Here is a 16,956-nt window from a genome sequence, read left to right as displayed (position 1 = left end):
GTCGCTAACGAGGTCATGGTTCCCATGACCATGACTAAGGCGTCAACTGCGGCTGAGCTCTCTGCAGCTGCCGCCTTCCTTCCAGAGGCTGCCGTTTATGCGGTTGTTGGCGCGACGTTGGGTTCGCTGATTTGGGATTCAGTCAATCAATCGTACGAAATCCCGGCGACGGGTAATCCGAACTTGTACGTTTGCCCGGATGGCTCCTCGCCTACGATGGGCGGCGATGTCGGTGCGCTGACCTTGGCTCAATGGGTTGCCTCTAGCATGTACAACACCTATAACCACTCCGGGGTCGTTACCAACTTATCTATGAGCTCAGGTGGTGGTGTAACTATCTCTTACACCATCGACGGTGTGAATGGCATTCAGCCTGAACGAGGCACGGGCGGGCCTTTTTTGTGCCCAGGCCTTAACTCTCCGGGTTCGCAAGCTCCTGCTCCGGGTAATGACGTTCCGCCTGCGCAGCTGGTTCCTTACATCCTGCCGTGGCTTCAGTCAAACCCGAACAGTGCCTCTCAGCTCGCGTCCAAAGAGGCGTCATCTGGAGACTATCCGCAGGCCTCTCCTCCTCTGCTCTCAGGTCCGTCGAGTGTCTCACTGCCTCCCGTAACGACGACGACGACTAACCCTGACGGCTCGACAACGAAAGTCACAAAAAACACTACCGAAATTATTACTTATAGCGGGCCTAATGCTTCGGCTTCTCCGACGACCACGACGACAACAACGACTACTCCGGCTCCTACTGCTTCTAACCCGTCGCCTTCTCCTACCACGACGACTTCGACGACGACTAGCCCTGTCGCGCCGCCGAGTTCGGCACCTGCATCTGCGCCTTCCCCTTTTACTCCTCCTGATGCTTCTGTGCCTACAGTGCCGCCTGTACCGCCCGGAGTGATCCAGCTTCCGCTACCGAACATTGACACTACAGCAGGTCAATGCCCTGCTCCCATTGTGATGCAGCTTGGGTTACCCGGCCTTCAGACTGCCACGCTAGACCTTACGCCGTGGTGCAATTTAGCTGGGGAGTTGAAGCCTCTTGTGCTGACGGCTGGTGCGCTGGCTGCGATGTTTATTCTTGTGAAGTGACCTTGATTGATGGCGCGCGCGGGCGCGGGCTGGCACTTGTGCCGCGCGCCCGCGCCCATCTTGGAGATATTTGATTATGGGTGCGATTCTGTCGGCTCTTGCTGAATGGTTGGCTCCGTTTCTGGTTCGCGTTGCGGCTTATGCTGCTGGCAGCATTTGGGCGCAATTATCGGTTATCTTGGGTGTTGGTTTTGCGACTTTTGCTGGAATGGACACTATTCTTAATATGTTTACTTCTTATGTCGCTTCTGTTAATAATTTGAGTTCTTATGCTGCTGATTTCTGGCTTTTGTTGGGTTTTAATACTGCTTTGTCTATGATCGTGGGTGCTGTTACTGCCAAGGTTGCCATTATGAAAGCAAAGGTGGTTCTACGTGCTCTTTCTTGATTTCGTTTTTGAGTTTTCTTTCTTTTATGCGCTTATCCGTCTTTCTTGGTTGGCGCTTTGTAAATGGGGGCTGAGAAATGATTTATCTTTATACCGGGTTGAACGGTGCCGGGAAAACTTCAAGCTGTATTTATGATGTTTTGAAGCTTCACGAAGAAACAGGGCGTCCTGTTTTCGCTTCGGGTATTCGGTGGACACAGCTAGGTATTGATAAACTCGGTGTCACCATGATTGAGCCTTCGGAGTGGCGTGAATGTCCTGATGGTTCATTGATTTTGGTGGATGAGGCTCAAAACTCGATGCCTGCTCGCACGGCGTCTAAAGACTTGCCGGATTGGATCAATGAACTTGGCACGCATCGTCATAAGGGTCACGATATTTTTCTGACCACACCACATCCGATGCAGATTGACGTTTTCGCGCGTCGTTTGGTCGGTGTCCATCGGCACTTTATTCGAGCTTTTTCGTTTAATTCCACCACTCAGCTTGAAAATGAGGGTGTGATGAATGACCCTACCTCGAAGCTTGATAATAATAAAGCGATTGTGACTCGCTTCAAGCTGAGAAAATCGGTTTATCCGCTTTATCAGAGTGCAACGATTCACACGCATAAATCGCGCGTTCCGGTTCGTAAGGTGGTTTTTGGTTTGGGTGCCTTGGCTTTTCTTGGCGGTGGTGTTGCGATGGGATTGCATGTTTGGCACCGCATGACGGGTGTTTCTGCTTCTCCTGCTGCTCAGGTTGCTCGTGCTTCTGCTGGTGTTGGCCGGTCTGTTTCTTCTGCTATTGTTCCGTCCAAGCCCGAGCATTCTTCTGGCTCTACTTCGGTGCGTGTGGTCGGTTCGATGTCTCGGGGCGGTCGTACTGTCTATCTTGTTGCCGATGGTCACGGCGATCTCTATGAGGCTCGTAATTGCCGTGTTGTCAACGATGCGCCGATGTGTGCTTTTGGTGCAGGTGTTGCGACTTATCCTGATGTGGCTGCCGTTGCCTCGATGCCTGCTGCTTATGGTGCTCACTGATTTGTCGTTTTTTTTGGTTTTTTTTGGTTTTTGCCCCGCAGGGATAGCGGCGCGTTGACCTGGCCGGAGCAGGGGGACGCTTGTCCGCGTAACCCGCGATGCGGCGAACCCTCTATTAGTCCCGGCGGGGTTTCCTATGCGAACAAAGAGAGGCTGAAACCGCGCCATCGTTGCCGCCGCTCCGACGTTCGCAGAATCGGCCCTGATAGACCGTCTTTTTGCTGGCATACCTCAACAGCTCTGAAGCACCGCACCTGTTACAGTCTTTGTTTTAGGATTGAATGGATATGCGCTGAAACCTCATATTCATTCAATCTTGCACTTGCTGTTTGCCTTTTGGTGCAAGTTCAGCTTATGAGGGGGTTGTGATGGGATTCCAAGACAGAGACTACTGGGCAGACAAGCACAGAGAGATAGAGCAGGGCGTCTCTAAGCCCACTCCGAGGTCTCCAGTCCGGGCGACTGGTGGAGTTCAGCAGAACAAAACCGCTCCAGCTCGGCCCGACTTGTCCAGGCGGGCCGCACCCATGCAGGCCAGATCAGCCCCGCCTGATCTGGCTGACGTGTTTAAACGCTGGTGGTTTCAGCTGCTGCTCTGGATTGCAGCAGGTCTAGTGCTTTTTGAGCTGTTCCGGCATCTGCCGAAGCACTGACTTCGTGGAATTTGCCTGATGCTTTCGCAGTGGCTACCTTCGTGGCCACGTCCCACATTTTGATGTAGTGCTCAAGGCGTAGCCTTGAGCTGATGACATGGGGTGCCACGGCGGCAACCCACAAACTCACATCTTCGAGAGTGACAGGAATTTGTCCGAAAAGGTCTGCTGCATCCATTGCAGCAGGATAGCGGCCCAGCGTGCCCTTCGACCCGAGAGCATATGTGCATTATGTTAAATGTGCAACATGACTCTGCACACCAAGAGATAGACGGCGGCCCCTCTCGTAGCCGCCGCCGGTAGAAAACTGTTTCAGTCCGCGTTGCGCACGCAGTCCACGAAATAGCGCTTGTTTCCGCTGGCGTCGGTTTCGGTCACCAGTCCATGCACGTCGGTGGCAAATCCCGGGAAGCGCAGATTGAAGTCGCGGGCGAACTTCAGGTAGCGCATGATGGGCGCGTTGAAGCGCTCGCCCGGAATGAGCAGCGGAATGCCCGGCGGATACGGCGTAACCAGCGCCGCGGTGATGCGGCCTTCAAGCTGATCGATCTCCACCCGCTCGATGTCACGGTGCGCCATCTTGGCGTAGGCGTCGGTCGGCGTCATGGCCGGCTGCAAATCGGAGAGGTACATCTCGGTGGTCAGACGGGCAACGTCCTGCTCACGATAGGCTTCGTGGATCTGCTGACACAGATCGCGCAGACCGATGCGCTCGTAGCGCGGATTCTGCGCCACGAATTCGGGCAGAATGCGCCATAGCGGCTGATTGCGGTCGTAGTCGTCCTTGAACTGCTGTAGCGCCGTGACCAGGGTGTTCCACCGGCCCTTGGTGATGCCGATGGTGAACATGATGAAAAAGCTGTAGAGCCCGGTCTTTTCGACAATCACCCCATGCTCTGCCAGGAAGCGGGTGACGATGGCGGCCGGGATGCCGGTGGCGTCGAAATCGCCGTTGATGTTCAGCCCCGGCGTGACGATGGTGGACTTGATCGGGTCGAGCATATTGAAGCCGTCGGCCACGGCGCCGAAGCCGTGCCAGTCGTCGGTGGCGTGCAGCAGCCAGTCGTCGCGCTCGCCGGTGCCCTCCTCCGCCAAGTCGTTCGGCCCCCAGACCTTGAACCACCAGTCCTTTCCGTAATCGGCATCGACCTTGCGCATGGCGCGGCGGAAGTTCATGGCCTCCAGAATGCTTTCTTCGACCAGCGCGGTGCCGCCCGGCGGCTCCATCATGGCCGCGGCGACATCGCATGAGGCGATGATGGCGTACTGCGGCGAGGTGGAGCTGTGCATCAGATACGCCTCGTTGAAGCGATGGAAATCGAGTTGCTGGTTTTGCGCGTTCTGCACCAAAATCTGCGAGGCCTGGCTCAGGCCCGCAAGCAGCTTGTGGGTCGATTGCGTGGCGAACACCATCGCTTCCTTGGTGCGCTCGCGGTCGGGACCGATGGCATGCATGCCGCGATAGAAGTCGTGAAAACAGGCGTGCGGCAGCCAGGCTTCGTCGAAATGCAGGGTGTCGATGTGGCCGTCGAGCATCTGCTTGATGGTGTCCACGTTGTAAAGCACGCCGTCGTAGGTGGACTGGGTGATGGTCAGCACCCGCGGCTTGATTTTGCCGACGAGATGTCGCGTGAGCGGATTCTCGGCAATCTTGCGAGCGATGTTGTCCGGGTGGAACTCGGCCATCGGAATCGGCCCGATGATGCCGTAATGATTGCGCGTCGGCGTGAGGAACACCGGCAGCGCACCAGTCATGATGATGGCGTGCAGGATGGATTTGTGACAGTTGCGATCCACCACCACCACATCGCCCGGCGCCACGGTGCTGTGCCAAACCATCTTGTTCGAGGTGGAGGTGCCGTTGGTGACGAAAAACAGATGATCGGCATGGAAAATGCGCGCCGCGTTGCGCTCGCTCGCCGCCACCGGGCCGGTGTGGTCGAGCAACTGGCCCAGCTCATCCACCGAGTTGCACACGTCCGCGCGCAGCAGATTTTCGCCAAAGAACTGGTGGAACATCTGCCCCACCGGGCTCTTCAGGAAGGCGACGCCGCCGGAATGACCGGGGCAATGCCAGGAGTAGGAACCATCGGCGGCGTAGCCGACCAGGGCGCGAAAGAATGGCGGCGCCAGTGAGTCCATGTACGAGCGTGCCTCGCGGATGATGTGCCGCGCCACGAACTCCGGCGTGTCCTCGAACATGTGGATGAAGCCGTGCAGTTCGCGCAGGATGTCGTTGGGAATATGCCCCGAAGTGCGCGTCTCGCCGTAGAGGTAGATGGGAATCTCGGCGTTGCGAAAGCGAATCTCCTCGATGAAGGCGCGCAGGTTGTGCAAAGCCTTCGGTTCCACGCCCTCCTCCGCGGTGGCGAATTCCTCATCGTCGATAGAGAGAATGAATGCGCTCACCCGGCTTTGCTGCTGCGCGAAGCTGGAGAGATCGCCATAGCTGGTCACGCCCAGCACCTCCATGCCTTCCTTCTCGATGGCCTGCGCCAGCGCGCGAATGCCGAGGCCTGACGAGTTTTCCGAGCGGAAGTCTTCATCGATGATGACAATGGGAAAACGAAAGTGCATGACGGCTCCGACGCGGAAGGGATAAAGTGCGAGAGTGTAGGAAATCTGTGTGAAGCGCCCTGCTTCGCGCCATCAATATTGGGAGCACCCGAGATGGACAACCCGACCGCCTGGTGGATTCTGGCCGGTTTCTTTGTCGCGATGGAACTGGTCAGCGGCACCTTCTATTTGCTCATGCTGGCCGTGGGCGCCGTGGCCGGCGCACTGGCGGCGCACGCCGGGCTGCCCATGCCCTGGCATTGGGTGGCGTTCACCGTGGTGGGCGGCGGCGCGGTGATCGCGTTGTATCTGACCCGGCGCGTTTTCGGTAAACGCACCGCCGCCGATGTGCGGCACGACAACCTCGATCTCGGTGCCACGGTCGATGTGTCCGCCTGGTCGGCAGATGGCGTCGCGCGGGTGCATTACCGGGGTTCGGACTGGTCTGCGCGGCTGCTGCGGCGTGGCCCACTACAAACCGGCCCGCACCGCATTGCCGGGCAAGACGGCAATGTGCTGCTGATCGAACCGCTGCCCGCCGCACAAGCCGCGCCATCGCTCGACACGAACGCACAACATAATCCGGGCTGAATACCGCCCCAAAAATTCATCCCCCAACGGAGACCTGTATGGAAATCGCCATCATCCTGGCCGTCATCGCCGTGTTGTTCGTCAGCCGCGGCATCAAGATCGTGCCGCAGCAAAACGCCTGGATTCTGGAGCGTCTCGGCCGCTACCACGCCACCCTGCAACCGGGACTGAACATCATCATTCCCTTCATCGACAGCGTGGCCTACAAACACTCGCTGAAAGAAATTCCGCTCGACGTGCCCAGCCAGATCTGCATCACCAAAGACAACACCCAGCTCACCGTGGACGGCGTGCTGTATTTCCAGGTGACCGACGCCATGCGTGCCAGCTACGGCTCGTCGAACTACATCGTCGCCATCACCCAACTGGCTCAGACCACGCTGCGCTCGGTGGTCGGCAAGCTCGAACTCGACAAGACTTTCGAAGAACGCGAGTTCATCAATCACAGCGTGGTGAATTCTCTCGACGATGCCGCCGCCACCTGGGGCGTGAAGGTGTTGCGCTACGAAATCAAGGATCTCACACCGCCCAACGAAATCCTGCACGCCATGCAGCGCCAGATTACCGCCGAGCGTGAAAAGCGCGCCGTGATCGCCACCTCGGAAGGTGCGCGTCAGCAGGCCATCAACGTCGCCGAAGGCGAGCGCCAGGCCTTCATCGCGCGATCTGAGGGGCAGAAGCAGGCGGCCATCAACAATGCGCAAGGCGAAGCCGCCGCCATCGAGGCCGTGGCCGACGCGACGGCGCACGCGCTGGAAGTCGTGGCCAATGCCATTCAAAAACCCGGCGGCGCCGAAGCCGTGCAGCTCAAGGTCGCCCAGCAAGGTCTGGACACTTATGCCAACCTCGCCAAATCGAGCACCACCCTCATCGTGCCTGGAGACATGAGCCAGGCCGCCGGCCTCATCGCCTCGGCCATGACCGTGCTGAAGAAAACACAGTGAGTGCGCCCATCTCTTCCAGCTCGGCGCGCCAGGCCGCATTGGCCGCACTGATCGAGCCCGACCCGGCGCACAAGGTTAAGCTGGCGCTGGCCCTGCGCGACGATCTGCACCAAGGGCGGGTGAGCATCGACCCGCCCAGCTGTGTGCAGACACCGCCAAACGCCGCCCTCCCCGGCCGCCCGGAAAAGCCTGAACTGATCCCCGCGCAACAGATGCCCCGCCGCAATCCGCGCGACCCCAAGGGTCACGCCGCCCTGCTGCACTCCATTGCGCACATCGAGTTCAACGCCATCAACCTCGCCCTCGATGCCGTGTGGCGTTTTCAGGACTTGCCCGACGATTTTTACCGCGACTGGATTCGCGTGGCCGCCGAAGAAGCCGAGCACTTCACTCTGCTGCGCAATCACCTGCGCGGGATCGGCGCTGAATACGGCGACTTTCCCGCCCACAACGGCCTGTGGGACATGGCCGAAAAAACCGCTGGCGACCTGCTCGCCCGCATGGCGCTGGTGCCGCGCACCCTCGAAGCCCGGGGGCTGGACGTGAACCCCAGCATTCGCGCCAAGCTGGCCGCCGCTGGCGATGCGCGCGGCGCGGAAATTCTCGACCGCATTCTGGCCGACGAAATCGGCCACGTCGCCATCGGCAACCGCTGGTATCACTGGGCCTGTGCCCAGACAGGCCGCAACCCCCTTGCCGCGCACGGCGAACTGGCCGCCGCTTTCGACGCCCCGCGGATCAAACCCCCGTTCAATCGCGACGCACGGCTGCAGGCGGGGTTCAGCACTGAAGAGCTAGCCCAGCTTGAGCGTGCGATCTAGCGCCTGCTCGCTTCGCCTGCTGGGCACCTCGAATTACCCGGTTTTTGAGCTGACATCGCCATGATGACGCCACAATCGAGCCCAGTTCCGGGGCCTGCGAAGGGCAGCGCGAGGATCTTTGTGCCCTCTGTGCCTGGATTCGGTCGATTTCGACCGGTCCAAGCCCATTTCGGGCGTCAGAAGGGCTGCGGACCGACGTCCATCAGCGTGCACAGACGCCGCAGGTTGTAGGTCGCCGCCTTCCAGTGCAGATGCAGCGTCGCCCGGTCCAGGCCGATTGAGCGCAACGCCTTGCCGCCCATCTGCTCCAGGCTGGCGTAGATGTGCTCCACGCGGGCCCGGGTCTTGGCAATGCGCCGATTTCGTCGCTCCTGACAGTCCGACAACGGCTTGCCAGCTTGGCCCTTGCGCTGGATATGCAGGCGCCAGCCCTGGGCCGTCAGGCGCTGCTCGCGCTCGCCGTCGACGTAGCCCTTGTCGGCGTAGACATCGCGGCTGGTGTTGCCAGCATCGAGCACGCCATCGAAGTGCAAGGTGTCGTGCTCGCTGGCCGTGCTCACCTGCACGCGGCGAATCAGCTTGTGTCGCTTGTCCACGCTCGTGGACAACTTGTAGCCGAAGTCGCTCTTGCCGTGCTTCTTGGTCCAGCGCGCCTGCACGTCCTTCTGCCGACGCTTCGAAGGCGACCACTCGGCCGGCATGACGTCCTGCTGAACGATCTCCTTCTCGTCACGCGTGAGCTTCTGCTTCGGGACCGGCACGATGCTCGCGTCGATCATCTGCCCGCCCCGCGCGATGTAGCCTTGGCGGTCGAGCTGCCGGTTCACCGCTTCGAAGATCTTCTCGGTAGCCCCCGCCTTGATCAGCCTCTCCTTGAAAGTCCAGAGGGTCGTGCGGTCGGGTGCGTGCGAACTCTGCCGCAGCCCCACGAAGCGCTGGAAGCTCAACCGGTCCAGGAGCTGGAATTCCATCTGTTCATCGCTGAGGTTGTAGAGCTGCTGGATCACCAGAACCCGGACCATCAACTCGGTCGGAAACGGCGACCGTCCGCCGCGCTCGCGGCCAGGCCGGGGCGCTGCCTCGTCGATCTGCGCGGCCAGCGCCGCAAAGTCCACGTGCGCAGACAGCTTGCCCAGCGCGTCGCCGATCTTGTCCAGCTTCGTCTCACGCTCTTGCTCCGCGAACAGACTGACTGCCCTTGATCATCTCCACTTCCTCATGCCCCCGACACAGGCAACATCATGCCAGCGTCCGGGCGGTTTTTCGAGGTGCCCTGCTGACGGGCGCAAAAGCGCTCCGTGCACGGCCCTGGCTAATTGGGCACGCGACGTCAAATCCCCCTCACAACGGATGAGGGCACTCACAGCGCCATATTCTTGAGCCTCGTTTGGGTTCGGAGAAGAGTTTTGGCAACCATCACCGCGCACTACCGTCGTTTTTTTGCGTCCTGCATCGCATGCCTTGGTACGGTCTTGATTTCAACCTCCGCGTTTGCGCAAACGCCCAATAAGTCTGAAGCCGATCCGGCCTTGCTCAATGTGCTGAATCAGCCTTTGCAATCTTGCAGCCAGGCTCCACAGACGGGATATTTGCGCAACGGCTACTGCGCCGTGACAGCACAGGACGCTGGAGTGCATGGCGTGTGCGCTTTGATGGACGCACAGTTCCTCGCATACACAAAATCGCAAGGCAATGATCTGTCCACACCCAACCCAAAACTGCGCTTCCCTGGGTTGAAACCCGGCGACCACTGGTGCGTCTGTGCTGGGCGCTGGCAGCAAGCACTTGACGCCGGTGTGGCACCCAAGGTTGTTCTTGCTGCGACGAGCAAGGACGTGCTGGACTCCTTGTTTCTGGACGATCTGGCCAAGCATGCGGTAGACCCGCCCGCCCATTTGCCGCCCCCTCAGCTTCCTTAGGGTGTGGCACTCAGAAACTGGAGCCCGGCAGCTTCAAAAATTCAATTTCCTCGTCCGTCGATTCCCGACCGAGGATGGCGTTGCGGTGGGGGTAGCGGCCAAAGCGGTCGATGATGGCTTTGTGGCGCAGCTCGAAGTCGAGGTTGTTCGCCAGCCCGTTGGCGCGAAACAGGGTTTCGGCCACGACATGAATCGAGGCCGATTCGCTGTGCATATAGGGCATGTACGCAAAGATGCGCTGTTGCTGCGTCAGCGCCTGATCGGCGCCGCAGGCCACCGCTTCCTGCGCTAGGGTGAGCGCCTGCGCATCGGCGGCGAAGGCGCGCGGATCGCCCCGGAACAGATTGCGCGAAAACTGGTCGAGCACGATGATTTCCGCCAGCCGACCCTGCGGCGTAGCTCTCCACGTAAACAACTCACATCGCACCGCCTTGCTATGAAGTGCACCGAAACGCGTGCGCAGCAGCGCGTCGAGGACCGGGTCGGCCTTGAACCACTGCGCGGGCTCGATTTCGCGAAACCAGAAATCGAGGACGGCATCGGGCGCGAAGTTCATTCGGCCTTTCTTGCCGAGAGCCAAGCGTGCGGCCGACGCAGCCAGTCTTCGAGCACCCGGGCGTGGTTGATTTGCGGGTCGTGCGCAGCAAACAGCAGGGTGACGCGCCCTGCCCGCAGCGCTTCGCCCAGGGTTTGTAGGGCCGCAGCGTCACCCGCCAAGGCATCGAGTTCGGCCGTGTAGCGCTTCGAAAACTCGGCAAAACGCTCCGGCTCATGGCCGAACCAGACGCGCAGCGCCGGGCTGGGGGCGAGGTCTTTCAACCAATGATCGATGTGGGCGCCGTCTTTGCGCAGACCGCGCGGCCAGAGGCGGTCGATGAGGATGCGCGTGCCGTCGTCAGAACTCGGCGGGTCGTAGGCCCGCCGAATCTGCAGATCGAGTCGTGGCGCGGACATGACGAAACGGCGGGCGAAACGGCGGGCGGTACGGCGTTTACCGCCCGGTGCGGTACATATAACGGTTGATCTGCGCCATCTCCGAGGAGGTGCGGCGGTAGAGGTGATCGAGGCTGATGATGGCCACTTCGAGCAGCAGCACGGCGAGCAGCGGGCGCTCAAGACGCAGACGGTTGTACATGGCGCGGCTGATGCGCAGCAGGCGGGTGTCTTCGCCTGCGCGCAAGCGAACTTCGCGCGGCTTGCGGTCGAAAAAGCTCATCTCGCCGAGCATTTCTCCGGGCATGATCTTGCCGATTTCCATTTCGCTTTCGGGCAACTGCGCCATCAGGCAGCCCTGCCCTTCGAGTACGAAAAACAGGCTCTCGCCAACCTGGCCGATATCGGCGATGACTTCGCCTTTTTTCGGCGCCATGAGATCGCAGTAGTCGAGAAAGTCATGAATTTCTCGGCGAGTGAGGATGGTGGTGTCCACGAGCTGACCCAGAAAATGGGCCAGGGCTTCGCGGTCTTCCGGGGTGAAAGTCAGGCGTTCCATGGTGATTGATTGCTGAGTAGGTTGGAGGGAAATCGCTGCAAAGCGTTGCACAGAAGCATGCTATCGGCAGCACTGGCGAATTCATAGCCCGAAATAGCTGCGAATACCCGACAGCAGCATATTCACGGCAATGGCGGTGAGGATGAGGCCCATGAGTTTTTCGGCGGCGTTCATCACCGAGTCGCCCAGCCACTTGAGCAGGGTTTCGCTCATCAGTAGCAACCCGCCGGTGACAGCCACCGCCGAGCTGAGCGCGCCCACCCAGGTCCAGATTTCGCCGGGCTGGCGCGAGGCCAGCAGCAAGACTGTGGCCAGCGCGGACGGTCCGGCCAGCAGCGGCACGGCCAGGGGAAAGATCAAGGGTTCGCGTCCGCCCTCGCCGCCGAAAATTTCAGACGTGGTGGAGAAAATCATCTTGATCGCCACCAGCAGCAAAATGACCCCGCCGGCCACTTCGATGGAAGGCTGGCTGAGGTTCATCAGTTTCAGAAAACCGTGGCCGCCGAACATGAAAGCCAGCAGCACGGCGTAGGCGATGCCGATTTCGCGCAGCGCCACGGGCAGGCGGCGCTGAATCGGCAGCTTGCGCATGACCGCGATGAAAAACGGCAGATTGCCAAAGGGGTCGAGGATCAGCAGCAGCAGGACGAAGGCGGACCAGAAGTTGTCTTGGGCCATAGCGGGGCTTGAGCGCGATCAGGCGCGGGGGTGGTGGCGGGCGTGCAGCGTCTTGAGCCGTTCGCGCGCGATGTGGGTGTAGATCTGCGTGGTGGAAATATCGGCATGACCGAGCAGCAATTGCACCACACGCAGGTCGGCGCCGTGGTTGAGCAAATGGGTGGCGAAAGCGTGGCGCAGGGTGTGGGGCGACAGCGGTACGTCGATGTCGGCCTTGCGCGCATAGGCCTTGATGCGCATCCAGAACATCTGCCGCGTCATGCCGGTGGTTTCGCGGGCGCTTTGCCCGCTGCGCGCGGTGACGAACAGAAAGGGGCTGTCGCGCCCCTGCAGCAACTCATGGCGCGCAGTGCGCAGGTAGTTCTGCAGCCAGTCTTGCGCGGCGCTGCCGAACGGCACGAGTCGCTCTTTGCCGCCTTTGCCCGCAATCTGCACCATGCCCTGATCGAGCGACACGCGTACCACCGGTAGCGCCACCAGCTCGCTCACCCGCAGGCCGCTGGCGTAGAGCAGTTCGAGCATGGCGCGGTCGCGCAGGCCCAGCGGCGTGTCCACCTCGGGTGCGGCGAGCAGCGCTTCCACCTGCGCTTCGCTCAGGGTCTTGGGGCGGCGCGGCGGCTGACGCGCGGTGTCGAGCTGCAGCGTGGGGTCGTCGGTGCGCAAGTGCTCACGCAAGGCCCAGCGGTAAAAGCGGCGCAACACCACCAGTCGCCGGTTGGACGAGGTGGCTTTGCTTTGCACAAAGCGGGCCGCGATATACGCCTGCACATCACGCAGCGACGCTTCGATCAAGGGCGGGCGCTGCGAAAAGGCCAGCCAGCGCGCCATCAGCGTGAGGTCGCGGCGGTAAGCGGCGAGGGTGTTGAGCGAGAGTCCGTCTTCCAGCCAGAGTGCGTCGCAGAAACGGTCGATCGTAGTGGCGCAGGCTTCGGGCGCGGGCGGCCATTCAAGGTAAAGCGGGGCTTCAGGCATGGGGACGAGCCGATCGCAAGCTGGCTTCATGCTGCAGCAGCCAGCGTTTGATGCCCAGCAGATACCCGTCTTGCGCGGTGGAATGAGCAAATCCGCCCAGCCCGCCTTGCGCGACCATGCGGTGACACGGCACCACGGGGGCGAACGGGTTGGCCGCGCAAGCCTGCCCAACGGCCCGGGCTGCGCTGTGCAACTCCAGCGCGGCATCGCCATAAGTGCGCGTCTGACCTGGCGGAATTTGCTGCAACAGCGCCCAGACCCGGCGCTGAAACATCGTGCCCGCCGCCGCCAGCGGGAGATCGAAGCGATACGCCGGATCGTCACCGTAGGCGCTCAGTTGCGCAGCCACAGCGCGGCATAGCGGCGTGGAGGGCGGGGTGAGAGGAGTTTCTGGCGGAAGATATTCCAGGCGCAACACCACGTCGTCGGTGCAGAACAGGCCCATGCGACCGAAAGGCAACGCGATGACCGCATCTGGATGGGCCGGGTTTTTTGTGAGCGGCATGGCTTGAACATCAGGCAAAAAGCAGAGGCACAGGATACCCCGATACCCACCGGGGCCGCGGCTTTCTCCGAGAATGCAGGCATGACTTCCGCTGCTCTGGATTTTCCCGCCTCTGCTCCGCCGGCGAGCCGCTCTTGGCCGCCGCTGGCGCAGCAGTTTGCCGCCCTGGGCGACGCATTCAGCGTGCCGGTGGCGGTCAGCCCCTTGCCCGACCCGGTGCTGGTAGGCAGCAGCGCCGACGCCGCGGCGCTGGTCGGCCTGACTGCGCCCGCAACCCCGCAAGACGAGCAGGACTGGGCGCGGGCTTTCGGCGGCCTTGTCGCGGCGATCAGCGGCGGCAGCCGTGCCACGGTGTACGCCGGGCATCAGTTCGGCAACTGGGCGGGGCAGCTTGGCGACGGCCGCGCGCTGCTGCTGGGCGACTGGCCAGATGCCAGTGGCGGACGGCACAGCGGCGGCTATGCCCGTTGGGAAGTGCAATTCAAGGGCAGCGGCCGCACGCCGTTTTCGCGCATGGGCGACGGCTGGGCGGTGCTGCGTTCTTCCATCCGAGAATTTTTGTGCTCGGAAGCCATGGCGGCGCTGGGCATTCCCACCACGCGGGCGCTGTGCCTGGTGGGATCGAGCCGCCCGGTGCGGCGCGAGCGCATCGAAACCGCAGCGATGGTCACCCGGCTGAGTCCGAGTTTCGTGCGCTTCGGGCATTTCGAGCATTTCAGCTACAGCGGCCAGACCGAGCAGTTGCGCGCGCTGACCGACTGGGTGATCGCCCAGTACTGCCCCGACTGCGCCAACACCCCGCAGCCCGCGCTGTCGCTGTTGCAATGGGTGGTGGCGCGCACCGCGCGGCTCATCGCCCGGTGGCAGGCGGTCGGCTTCATTCACGGGGTAATGAATACCGACAATATGTCCATCCTGGGTTGGACCATCGATTACGGCCCTTTCGCCTTTCTCGACGCCTACGACCCGCTGCACACCCCCAACACCACCGACCGCGGCGGGCGCTACGCCTACGGCCGTCAACCCGCCGTGGCGCACTGGAATTTGCTGGCGCTGGGCCAGGCCCTGCTGCCTCTGATCGACAAGCCCGAATCGGCGCTGGCCGCGGTCGATCAATTTCGCCCGCTGTACGTGCAGGCCATGCAGCAACAACTCGCCGCCAAGCTCGGGCTGACCGAGCCGCATCCGGGCGACGGCGATCTGTTTCAGGATCTGCTCGACACCATGGCGGCCAATCGCAGCGACTGGACTCTGAGCTTTCGCCATCTCGCGCAACTTGCCGCCGACGCACACGCGCCCATCCCCCCCGCCCTCGCAGCGCAATTCGCGTGCGAGCCGCAACGCTTTGCCGACTGGGTGGCCCGCTACCGCGAGCGCCTGCGGGCGGAAGGCCGCGACGACGCAGCGCGCGCCGTGGCGATGAATGCCGTCAATCCGCTCGTGGTGCTGCGCCACCATCTGGCGCAAGCCGCCATCGCCCAGGCCGAGGCGGGCGACTTCAGCGAAGTGCGCCGCCTGCTGCATGCGCTCACGCGGCCTTTCGACGCGCACGCCGCGCCGCCGCATTACGCTGAACCCCCGCCGGAACACGCGCCCCCCGCCTGCCTGTCCTGCTCCTCTTGAAAGGAAAGCATCATGTCCAAGCCCACCCCCGAAGACACGAATGACGCCCTCTGGCGCAGCAAACTGAGCGAGGAGCAATACCGCGTGACGCGTTGCAGCGCCACCGAGCCGCCGTTCACCGGCCTGTACTGGGACCACCACGGCGACGGCGTCTATCGCTGCGTGTGCTGCGGCACGCCGCTGTTCGACTCGCGCACCAAGTTCGAATCGGGCAGCGGCTGGCCCAGCTTCTGGCAGCCCACCGCGCAAGCCGTGATCCGCGAAGTACGCGACCTCAGTCACGGCATGGTGCGCACCGAAGTGCAGTGCGGGCAATGCGGCGCGCATCTCGGCCACGTCTTCCCCGACGGCCCCAACCCCACCGGCCTGCGCTACTGCATCAACTCGGCCGCGCTCGATTTTTCAGAGCGTCAGGCGGGAGGAGAAGGGGGAGAAGAAGGCGCTGCCGAGCGAAGCTGATCGCGCCACAACCAGGCCGCCCCGCGCACCCCGGAAGAATCGCCATGCTGCGCGGGCAGCAGCCGGGTGCGCACCGTATCGGAAAACACCCAGGCGCCCCAGCGGCGCGGCACTTCGTCGTACAGCTCGGCCACATTGCTCATGCCCCCGCCTAGCACGACGACGTCGGGGTCGAGCAGATTGATAACCTGCGCCAGCGCCCGGGCCAGCCGGTCGGCATAGCGGATGAAACTTGCCCGCGCGGCGCTATCACCCGCGCGCATGGCCGCGATCAGCTCCTTGGCGCTGCGTTGCTGGCCCCTCGCTTGCCCAACCCGCGCGAAATGATCGGCGACTAAGCCCGGCCCACTCAACCAGGTTTCGATGCAGCCCTGCAAACCACACCAACAACGCGGCCCCGGCAGTTCGCGCCAGGCAGATGGCAGGCGCGGCCAGGGCAGCGGGTTGTGGCCCCACTCCCCCGCCACCGCATTGCAGCCCAGCCAATCCGCGCCGTCGATGGCGATACCAGCGCCCACGCCAGTGCCCAGAATCACCGCAAACACCACGCGGGCGCCCTGCCCCGCGCCGTCCACCGCCTCGCTGATCGCTAGACAGTTGGCATCGTTGTGCAAGCGCACCGGTCGATCCAACCGCCGTTGCAGGTCTTGCAGCAGTGGGCGGCCATTGAGCACGGTGGAATTGGCGTTGCGAATCAGCCCGGAAACCGGCGACACCGAACCCGGAATCGCCGCGCCCAGCGGCAGCCTGCAGCCGAGTTGCCCATCGGCCGCCGCCACCCGCGCGGCGATGGCCTCGATGGTCGCGTCATAGTCGCCCTGCGGCGTATCGCACCGCTCGCGCAACAAAAACCGCCCATCGCCGTCGAGCGCAGCCACCTCGATCTTGGTACCGCCCAAGTCGAGGCCGAGGTAGGCCGTCGGCTTAGACTGGCCCACGTTGCTGGGTGGGTTGGGTATCACGTTTACAGGGCTTCTGTGCGGGACAACAGATCGACATAAGCGCCTTCGATGAGCTGGGATAACGTAGAACTGGCGGTAGGCGTCGAATGAGGGAGGTAGAAAGTGCTAGAAAGTTACATCCCTTACCCTACTCTGTCCTGCGTATTTCACGAATGCGTTTGAGAAATTGAGCGAACTCAGTTAGGGATGGTGTCCAAAAAGCGTGAACGGATGAACGGCTGGAGACGGGATGGCGTGTAATGCAGTCGGACCGCGATGTGGGGCCGAAAGCGCCTGCCC

Annotated in this window: 19 protein-coding genes; 9 read left to right on the top strand and 10 right to left on the bottom strand. The window is 61.9% G+C overall.

Annotated features, from left to right (window positions below; all coding sequences use genetic code 11):
• Positions 1–15 precede the first annotated feature (15 nt).
• The 3 genes from ABT24_RS15620 (at position 16) to ABT24_RS13110 (ending at position 2,502) form a co-directional block, all read left to right on the top strand.
• Entirely contained in the window at positions 16–1,092 is a 1,077-nt protein-coding gene (locus tag ABT24_RS15620; RefSeq protein WP_353743854.1) for a virulence factor TspB C-terminal domain-related protein, read from the top strand.
• A gap of 76 nt (positions 1,093–1,168) precedes the next feature.
• Positions 1,169–1,480: a DUF2523 family protein gene (locus ABT24_RS13115; protein ID WP_276728239.1), complete on the top strand. Its 312-nt coding sequence runs from the start codon at positions 1,169–1,171 to the stop codon at positions 1,478–1,480.
• Positions 1,481–1,557: 77 nt separating this feature from the next.
• Entirely contained in the window at positions 1,558–2,502 is a 945-nt protein-coding gene (locus tag ABT24_RS13110) for a zonular occludens toxin domain-containing protein (protein WP_276728236.1), read from the top strand.
• A 567-nt stretch (positions 2,503–3,069) separates the two neighbouring features.
• Here ABT24_RS13110 and ABT24_RS13105 read toward each other — a convergent pair.
• Both ABT24_RS13105 and ABT24_RS13100 read right to left on the bottom strand, forming a co-directional pair.
• The gene (locus ABT24_RS13105) at positions 3,070–3,333 is read right to left on the bottom strand and encodes a hypothetical protein (protein ID WP_276728233.1); all 264 of its coding nucleotides are present in this window, start codon (positions 3,331–3,333) and stop codon (positions 3,070–3,072) included.
• A 134-nt stretch (positions 3,334–3,467) separates the two neighbouring features.
• Entirely contained in the window at positions 3,468–5,732 is a 2,265-nt protein-coding gene (locus ABT24_RS13100; protein ID WP_286738004.1) for an arginine/lysine/ornithine decarboxylase, read from the bottom strand.
• Positions 5,733–5,825: 93 nt separating this feature from the next.
• Here ABT24_RS13100 and ABT24_RS13095 point away from each other — a divergent pair, with 93 nt between their 5' ends.
• Genes ABT24_RS13095 through ABT24_RS13085 form a run of 3 tightly spaced genes read left to right on the top strand, consistent with a single transcriptional unit; the run spans position 5,826 to position 8,067 of the window.
• Positions 5,826–6,302 (top strand): NfeD family protein, encoded by a 477-nt coding sequence (locus ABT24_RS13095; RefSeq protein ID WP_276728227.1) that lies wholly within the window; start codon positions 5,826–5,828, stop codon positions 6,300–6,302.
• Between the two features lie 38 nt (positions 6,303–6,340).
• Positions 6,341–7,246 (top strand): SPFH domain-containing protein, encoded by a 906-nt coding sequence (locus ABT24_RS13090; protein WP_013123129.1) that lies wholly within the window; start codon positions 6,341–6,343, stop codon positions 7,244–7,246.
• On the top strand, positions 7,243–8,067 hold the full coding sequence (locus ABT24_RS13085) for a ferritin-like domain-containing protein (protein WP_276728224.1): 825 nt from the start codon (positions 7,243–7,245) through the stop codon (positions 8,065–8,067). The genes ABT24_RS13090 and ABT24_RS13085 overlap by 4 nt, the downstream gene beginning before the upstream one ends.
• 176 nt (positions 8,068–8,243) lie before the next feature.
• On the opposite strand, the gene ABT24_RS13080 is transcribed toward ABT24_RS13085, so the two are convergent.
• Complete coding sequence (locus ABT24_RS13080; RefSeq protein WP_276728685.1) at positions 8,244–9,254, bottom strand: IS5 family transposase; 1,011 nt, start codon at positions 9,252–9,254, stop codon at positions 8,244–8,246.
• Between the two features lie 219 nt (positions 9,255–9,473).
• Between ABT24_RS13080 and ABT24_RS13075 the strand changes: the two genes are divergently transcribed.
• Positions 9,474–9,986 (top strand): DUF2237 family protein, encoded by a 513-nt coding sequence (locus tag ABT24_RS13075; protein WP_276733205.1) that lies wholly within the window; start codon positions 9,474–9,476, stop codon positions 9,984–9,986.
• 10 nt (positions 9,987–9,996) lie between these two features.
• On the opposite strand, the gene ABT24_RS13070 is transcribed toward ABT24_RS13075, so the two are convergent.
• From ABT24_RS13070 to ABT24_RS13045, 6 genes are all read right to left on the bottom strand, one after another.
• Entirely contained in the window at positions 9,997–10,542 is a 546-nt protein-coding gene (locus ABT24_RS13070) for a DUF924 family protein (RefSeq protein ID WP_276733202.1), read from the bottom strand.
• On the bottom strand, positions 10,539–10,940 hold the full coding sequence (locus ABT24_RS13065) for a DUF488 domain-containing protein (protein ID WP_276733199.1): 402 nt from the start codon (positions 10,938–10,940) through the stop codon (positions 10,539–10,541). The genes ABT24_RS13070 and ABT24_RS13065 overlap by 4 nt, the downstream gene beginning before the upstream one ends.
• Positions 10,941–10,977: 37 nt before the next feature.
• Positions 10,978–11,478, bottom strand: coding sequence for a Crp/Fnr family transcriptional regulator (locus ABT24_RS13060; protein WP_276710071.1), 501 nt, complete (start codon positions 11,476–11,478; stop codon positions 10,978–10,980).
• An 81-nt stretch (positions 11,479–11,559) separates the two neighbouring features.
• The gene (locus ABT24_RS13055; RefSeq protein ID WP_156052568.1) at positions 11,560–12,156 is read right to left on the bottom strand and encodes a MarC family protein; all 597 of its coding nucleotides are present in this window, start codon (positions 12,154–12,156) and stop codon (positions 11,560–11,562) included.
• Between the two features lie 18 nt (positions 12,157–12,174).
• Positions 12,175–13,128 carry a site-specific tyrosine recombinase XerD gene (gene xerD, locus ABT24_RS13050; protein ID WP_276733197.1) on the bottom strand — a complete coding sequence of 318 codons (954 nt, stop codon included), beginning with the start codon at positions 13,126–13,128 and terminating at the stop codon, positions 12,175–12,177.
• Positions 13,121–13,633: a methylated-DNA--[protein]-cysteine S-methyltransferase gene (locus tag ABT24_RS13045; protein WP_276733196.1), complete on the bottom strand. Its 513-nt coding sequence runs from the start codon at positions 13,631–13,633 to the stop codon at positions 13,121–13,123. The genes xerD and ABT24_RS13045 overlap by 8 nt, the downstream gene beginning before the upstream one ends.
• Positions 13,634–13,714: 81 nt before the next feature.
• Between ABT24_RS13045 and ABT24_RS13040 the strand changes: the two genes are divergently transcribed.
• Positions 13,715–15,256: a protein adenylyltransferase SelO gene (locus tag ABT24_RS13040; RefSeq protein WP_276733194.1), complete on the top strand. Its 1,542-nt coding sequence runs from the start codon at positions 13,715–13,717 to the stop codon at positions 15,254–15,256.
• A 12-nt stretch (positions 15,257–15,268) separates the two neighbouring features.
• Positions 15,269–15,715 (top strand): peptide-methionine (R)-S-oxide reductase MsrB, encoded by a 447-nt coding sequence (gene msrB, locus ABT24_RS13035; protein ID WP_276733192.1) that lies wholly within the window; start codon positions 15,269–15,271, stop codon positions 15,713–15,715.
• On the opposite strand, the gene ABT24_RS13030 is transcribed toward msrB, so the two are convergent.
• Positions 15,667–16,653, bottom strand: a complete 987-nt coding sequence (locus ABT24_RS13030) for an ROK family protein (RefSeq protein WP_286738000.1) — start codon at positions 16,651–16,653, stop codon at positions 15,667–15,669. The genes msrB and ABT24_RS13030 overlap by 49 nt on opposite strands.
• Positions 16,654–16,956: the final 303 nt, after the last annotated feature.

The sequence above is a fragment of the Thiomonas sp. SCN 64-16 genome, assembly GCF_001725585.1.
In the GTDB taxonomy this organism is placed as follows: Bacteria; Pseudomonadota; Gammaproteobacteria; order Burkholderiales; family Burkholderiaceae_C; genus Thiomonas; species Thiomonas arsenitoxydans.
The sequence above is the reverse complement of the archived record's forward strand: the minus strand, read 5'-3'. Positions and strand labels throughout refer to the sequence as shown.

Coding starts and splice junctions, on each gene's coding strand:
- msrB (WP_276733192.1), top strand. CDS start 15,269: ATGTCCAAGCCCACCCCCGAAGACACGAATGACGCCCTCTGGCGCAGC.
- xerD (WP_276733197.1), bottom strand. CDS start 13,128: ATGCCTGAAGCCCCGCTTTACCTTGAATGGCCGCCCGCGCCCGAAGCC.
- ABT24_RS13095 (WP_276728227.1), top strand. CDS start 5,826: ATGGACAACCCGACCGCCTGGTGGATTCTGGCCGGTTTCTTTGTCGCG.
- ABT24_RS13090 (WP_013123129.1), top strand. CDS start 6,341: ATGGAAATCGCCATCATCCTGGCCGTCATCGCCGTGTTGTTCGTCAGC.
- ABT24_RS15620 (WP_353743854.1), top strand. CDS start 16: ATGGTTCCCATGACCATGACTAAGGCGTCAACTGCGGCTGAGCTCTCT.
- ABT24_RS13115 (WP_276728239.1), top strand. CDS start 1,169: ATGGGTGCGATTCTGTCGGCTCTTGCTGAATGGTTGGCTCCGTTTCTG.
- ABT24_RS13045 (WP_276733196.1), bottom strand. CDS start 13,633: ATGCCGCTCACAAAAAACCCGGCCCATCCAGATGCGGTCATCGCGTTG.
- ABT24_RS13065 (WP_276733199.1), bottom strand. CDS start 10,940: ATGTCCGCGCCACGACTCGATCTGCAGATTCGGCGGGCCTACGACCCG.
- ABT24_RS13040 (WP_276733194.1), top strand. CDS start 13,715: ATGACTTCCGCTGCTCTGGATTTTCCCGCCTCTGCTCCGCCGGCGAGC.
- ABT24_RS13055 (WP_156052568.1), bottom strand. CDS start 12,156: ATGGCCCAAGACAACTTCTGGTCCGCCTTCGTCCTGCTGCTGCTGATC.
- ABT24_RS13110 (WP_276728236.1), top strand. CDS start 1,558: ATGATTTATCTTTATACCGGGTTGAACGGTGCCGGGAAAACTTCAAGC.
- ABT24_RS13060 (WP_276710071.1), bottom strand. CDS start 11,478: ATGGAACGCCTGACTTTCACCCCGGAAGACCGCGAAGCCCTGGCCCAT.
- ABT24_RS13070 (WP_276733202.1), bottom strand. CDS start 10,542: ATGAACTTCGCGCCCGATGCCGTCCTCGATTTCTGGTTTCGCGAAATC.
- ABT24_RS13105 (WP_276728233.1), bottom strand. CDS start 3,333: ATGGATGCAGCAGACCTTTTCGGACAAATTCCTGTCACTCTCGAAGAT.
- ABT24_RS13100 (WP_286738004.1), bottom strand. CDS start 5,732: ATGCACTTTCGTTTTCCCATTGTCATCATCGATGAAGACTTCCGCTCG.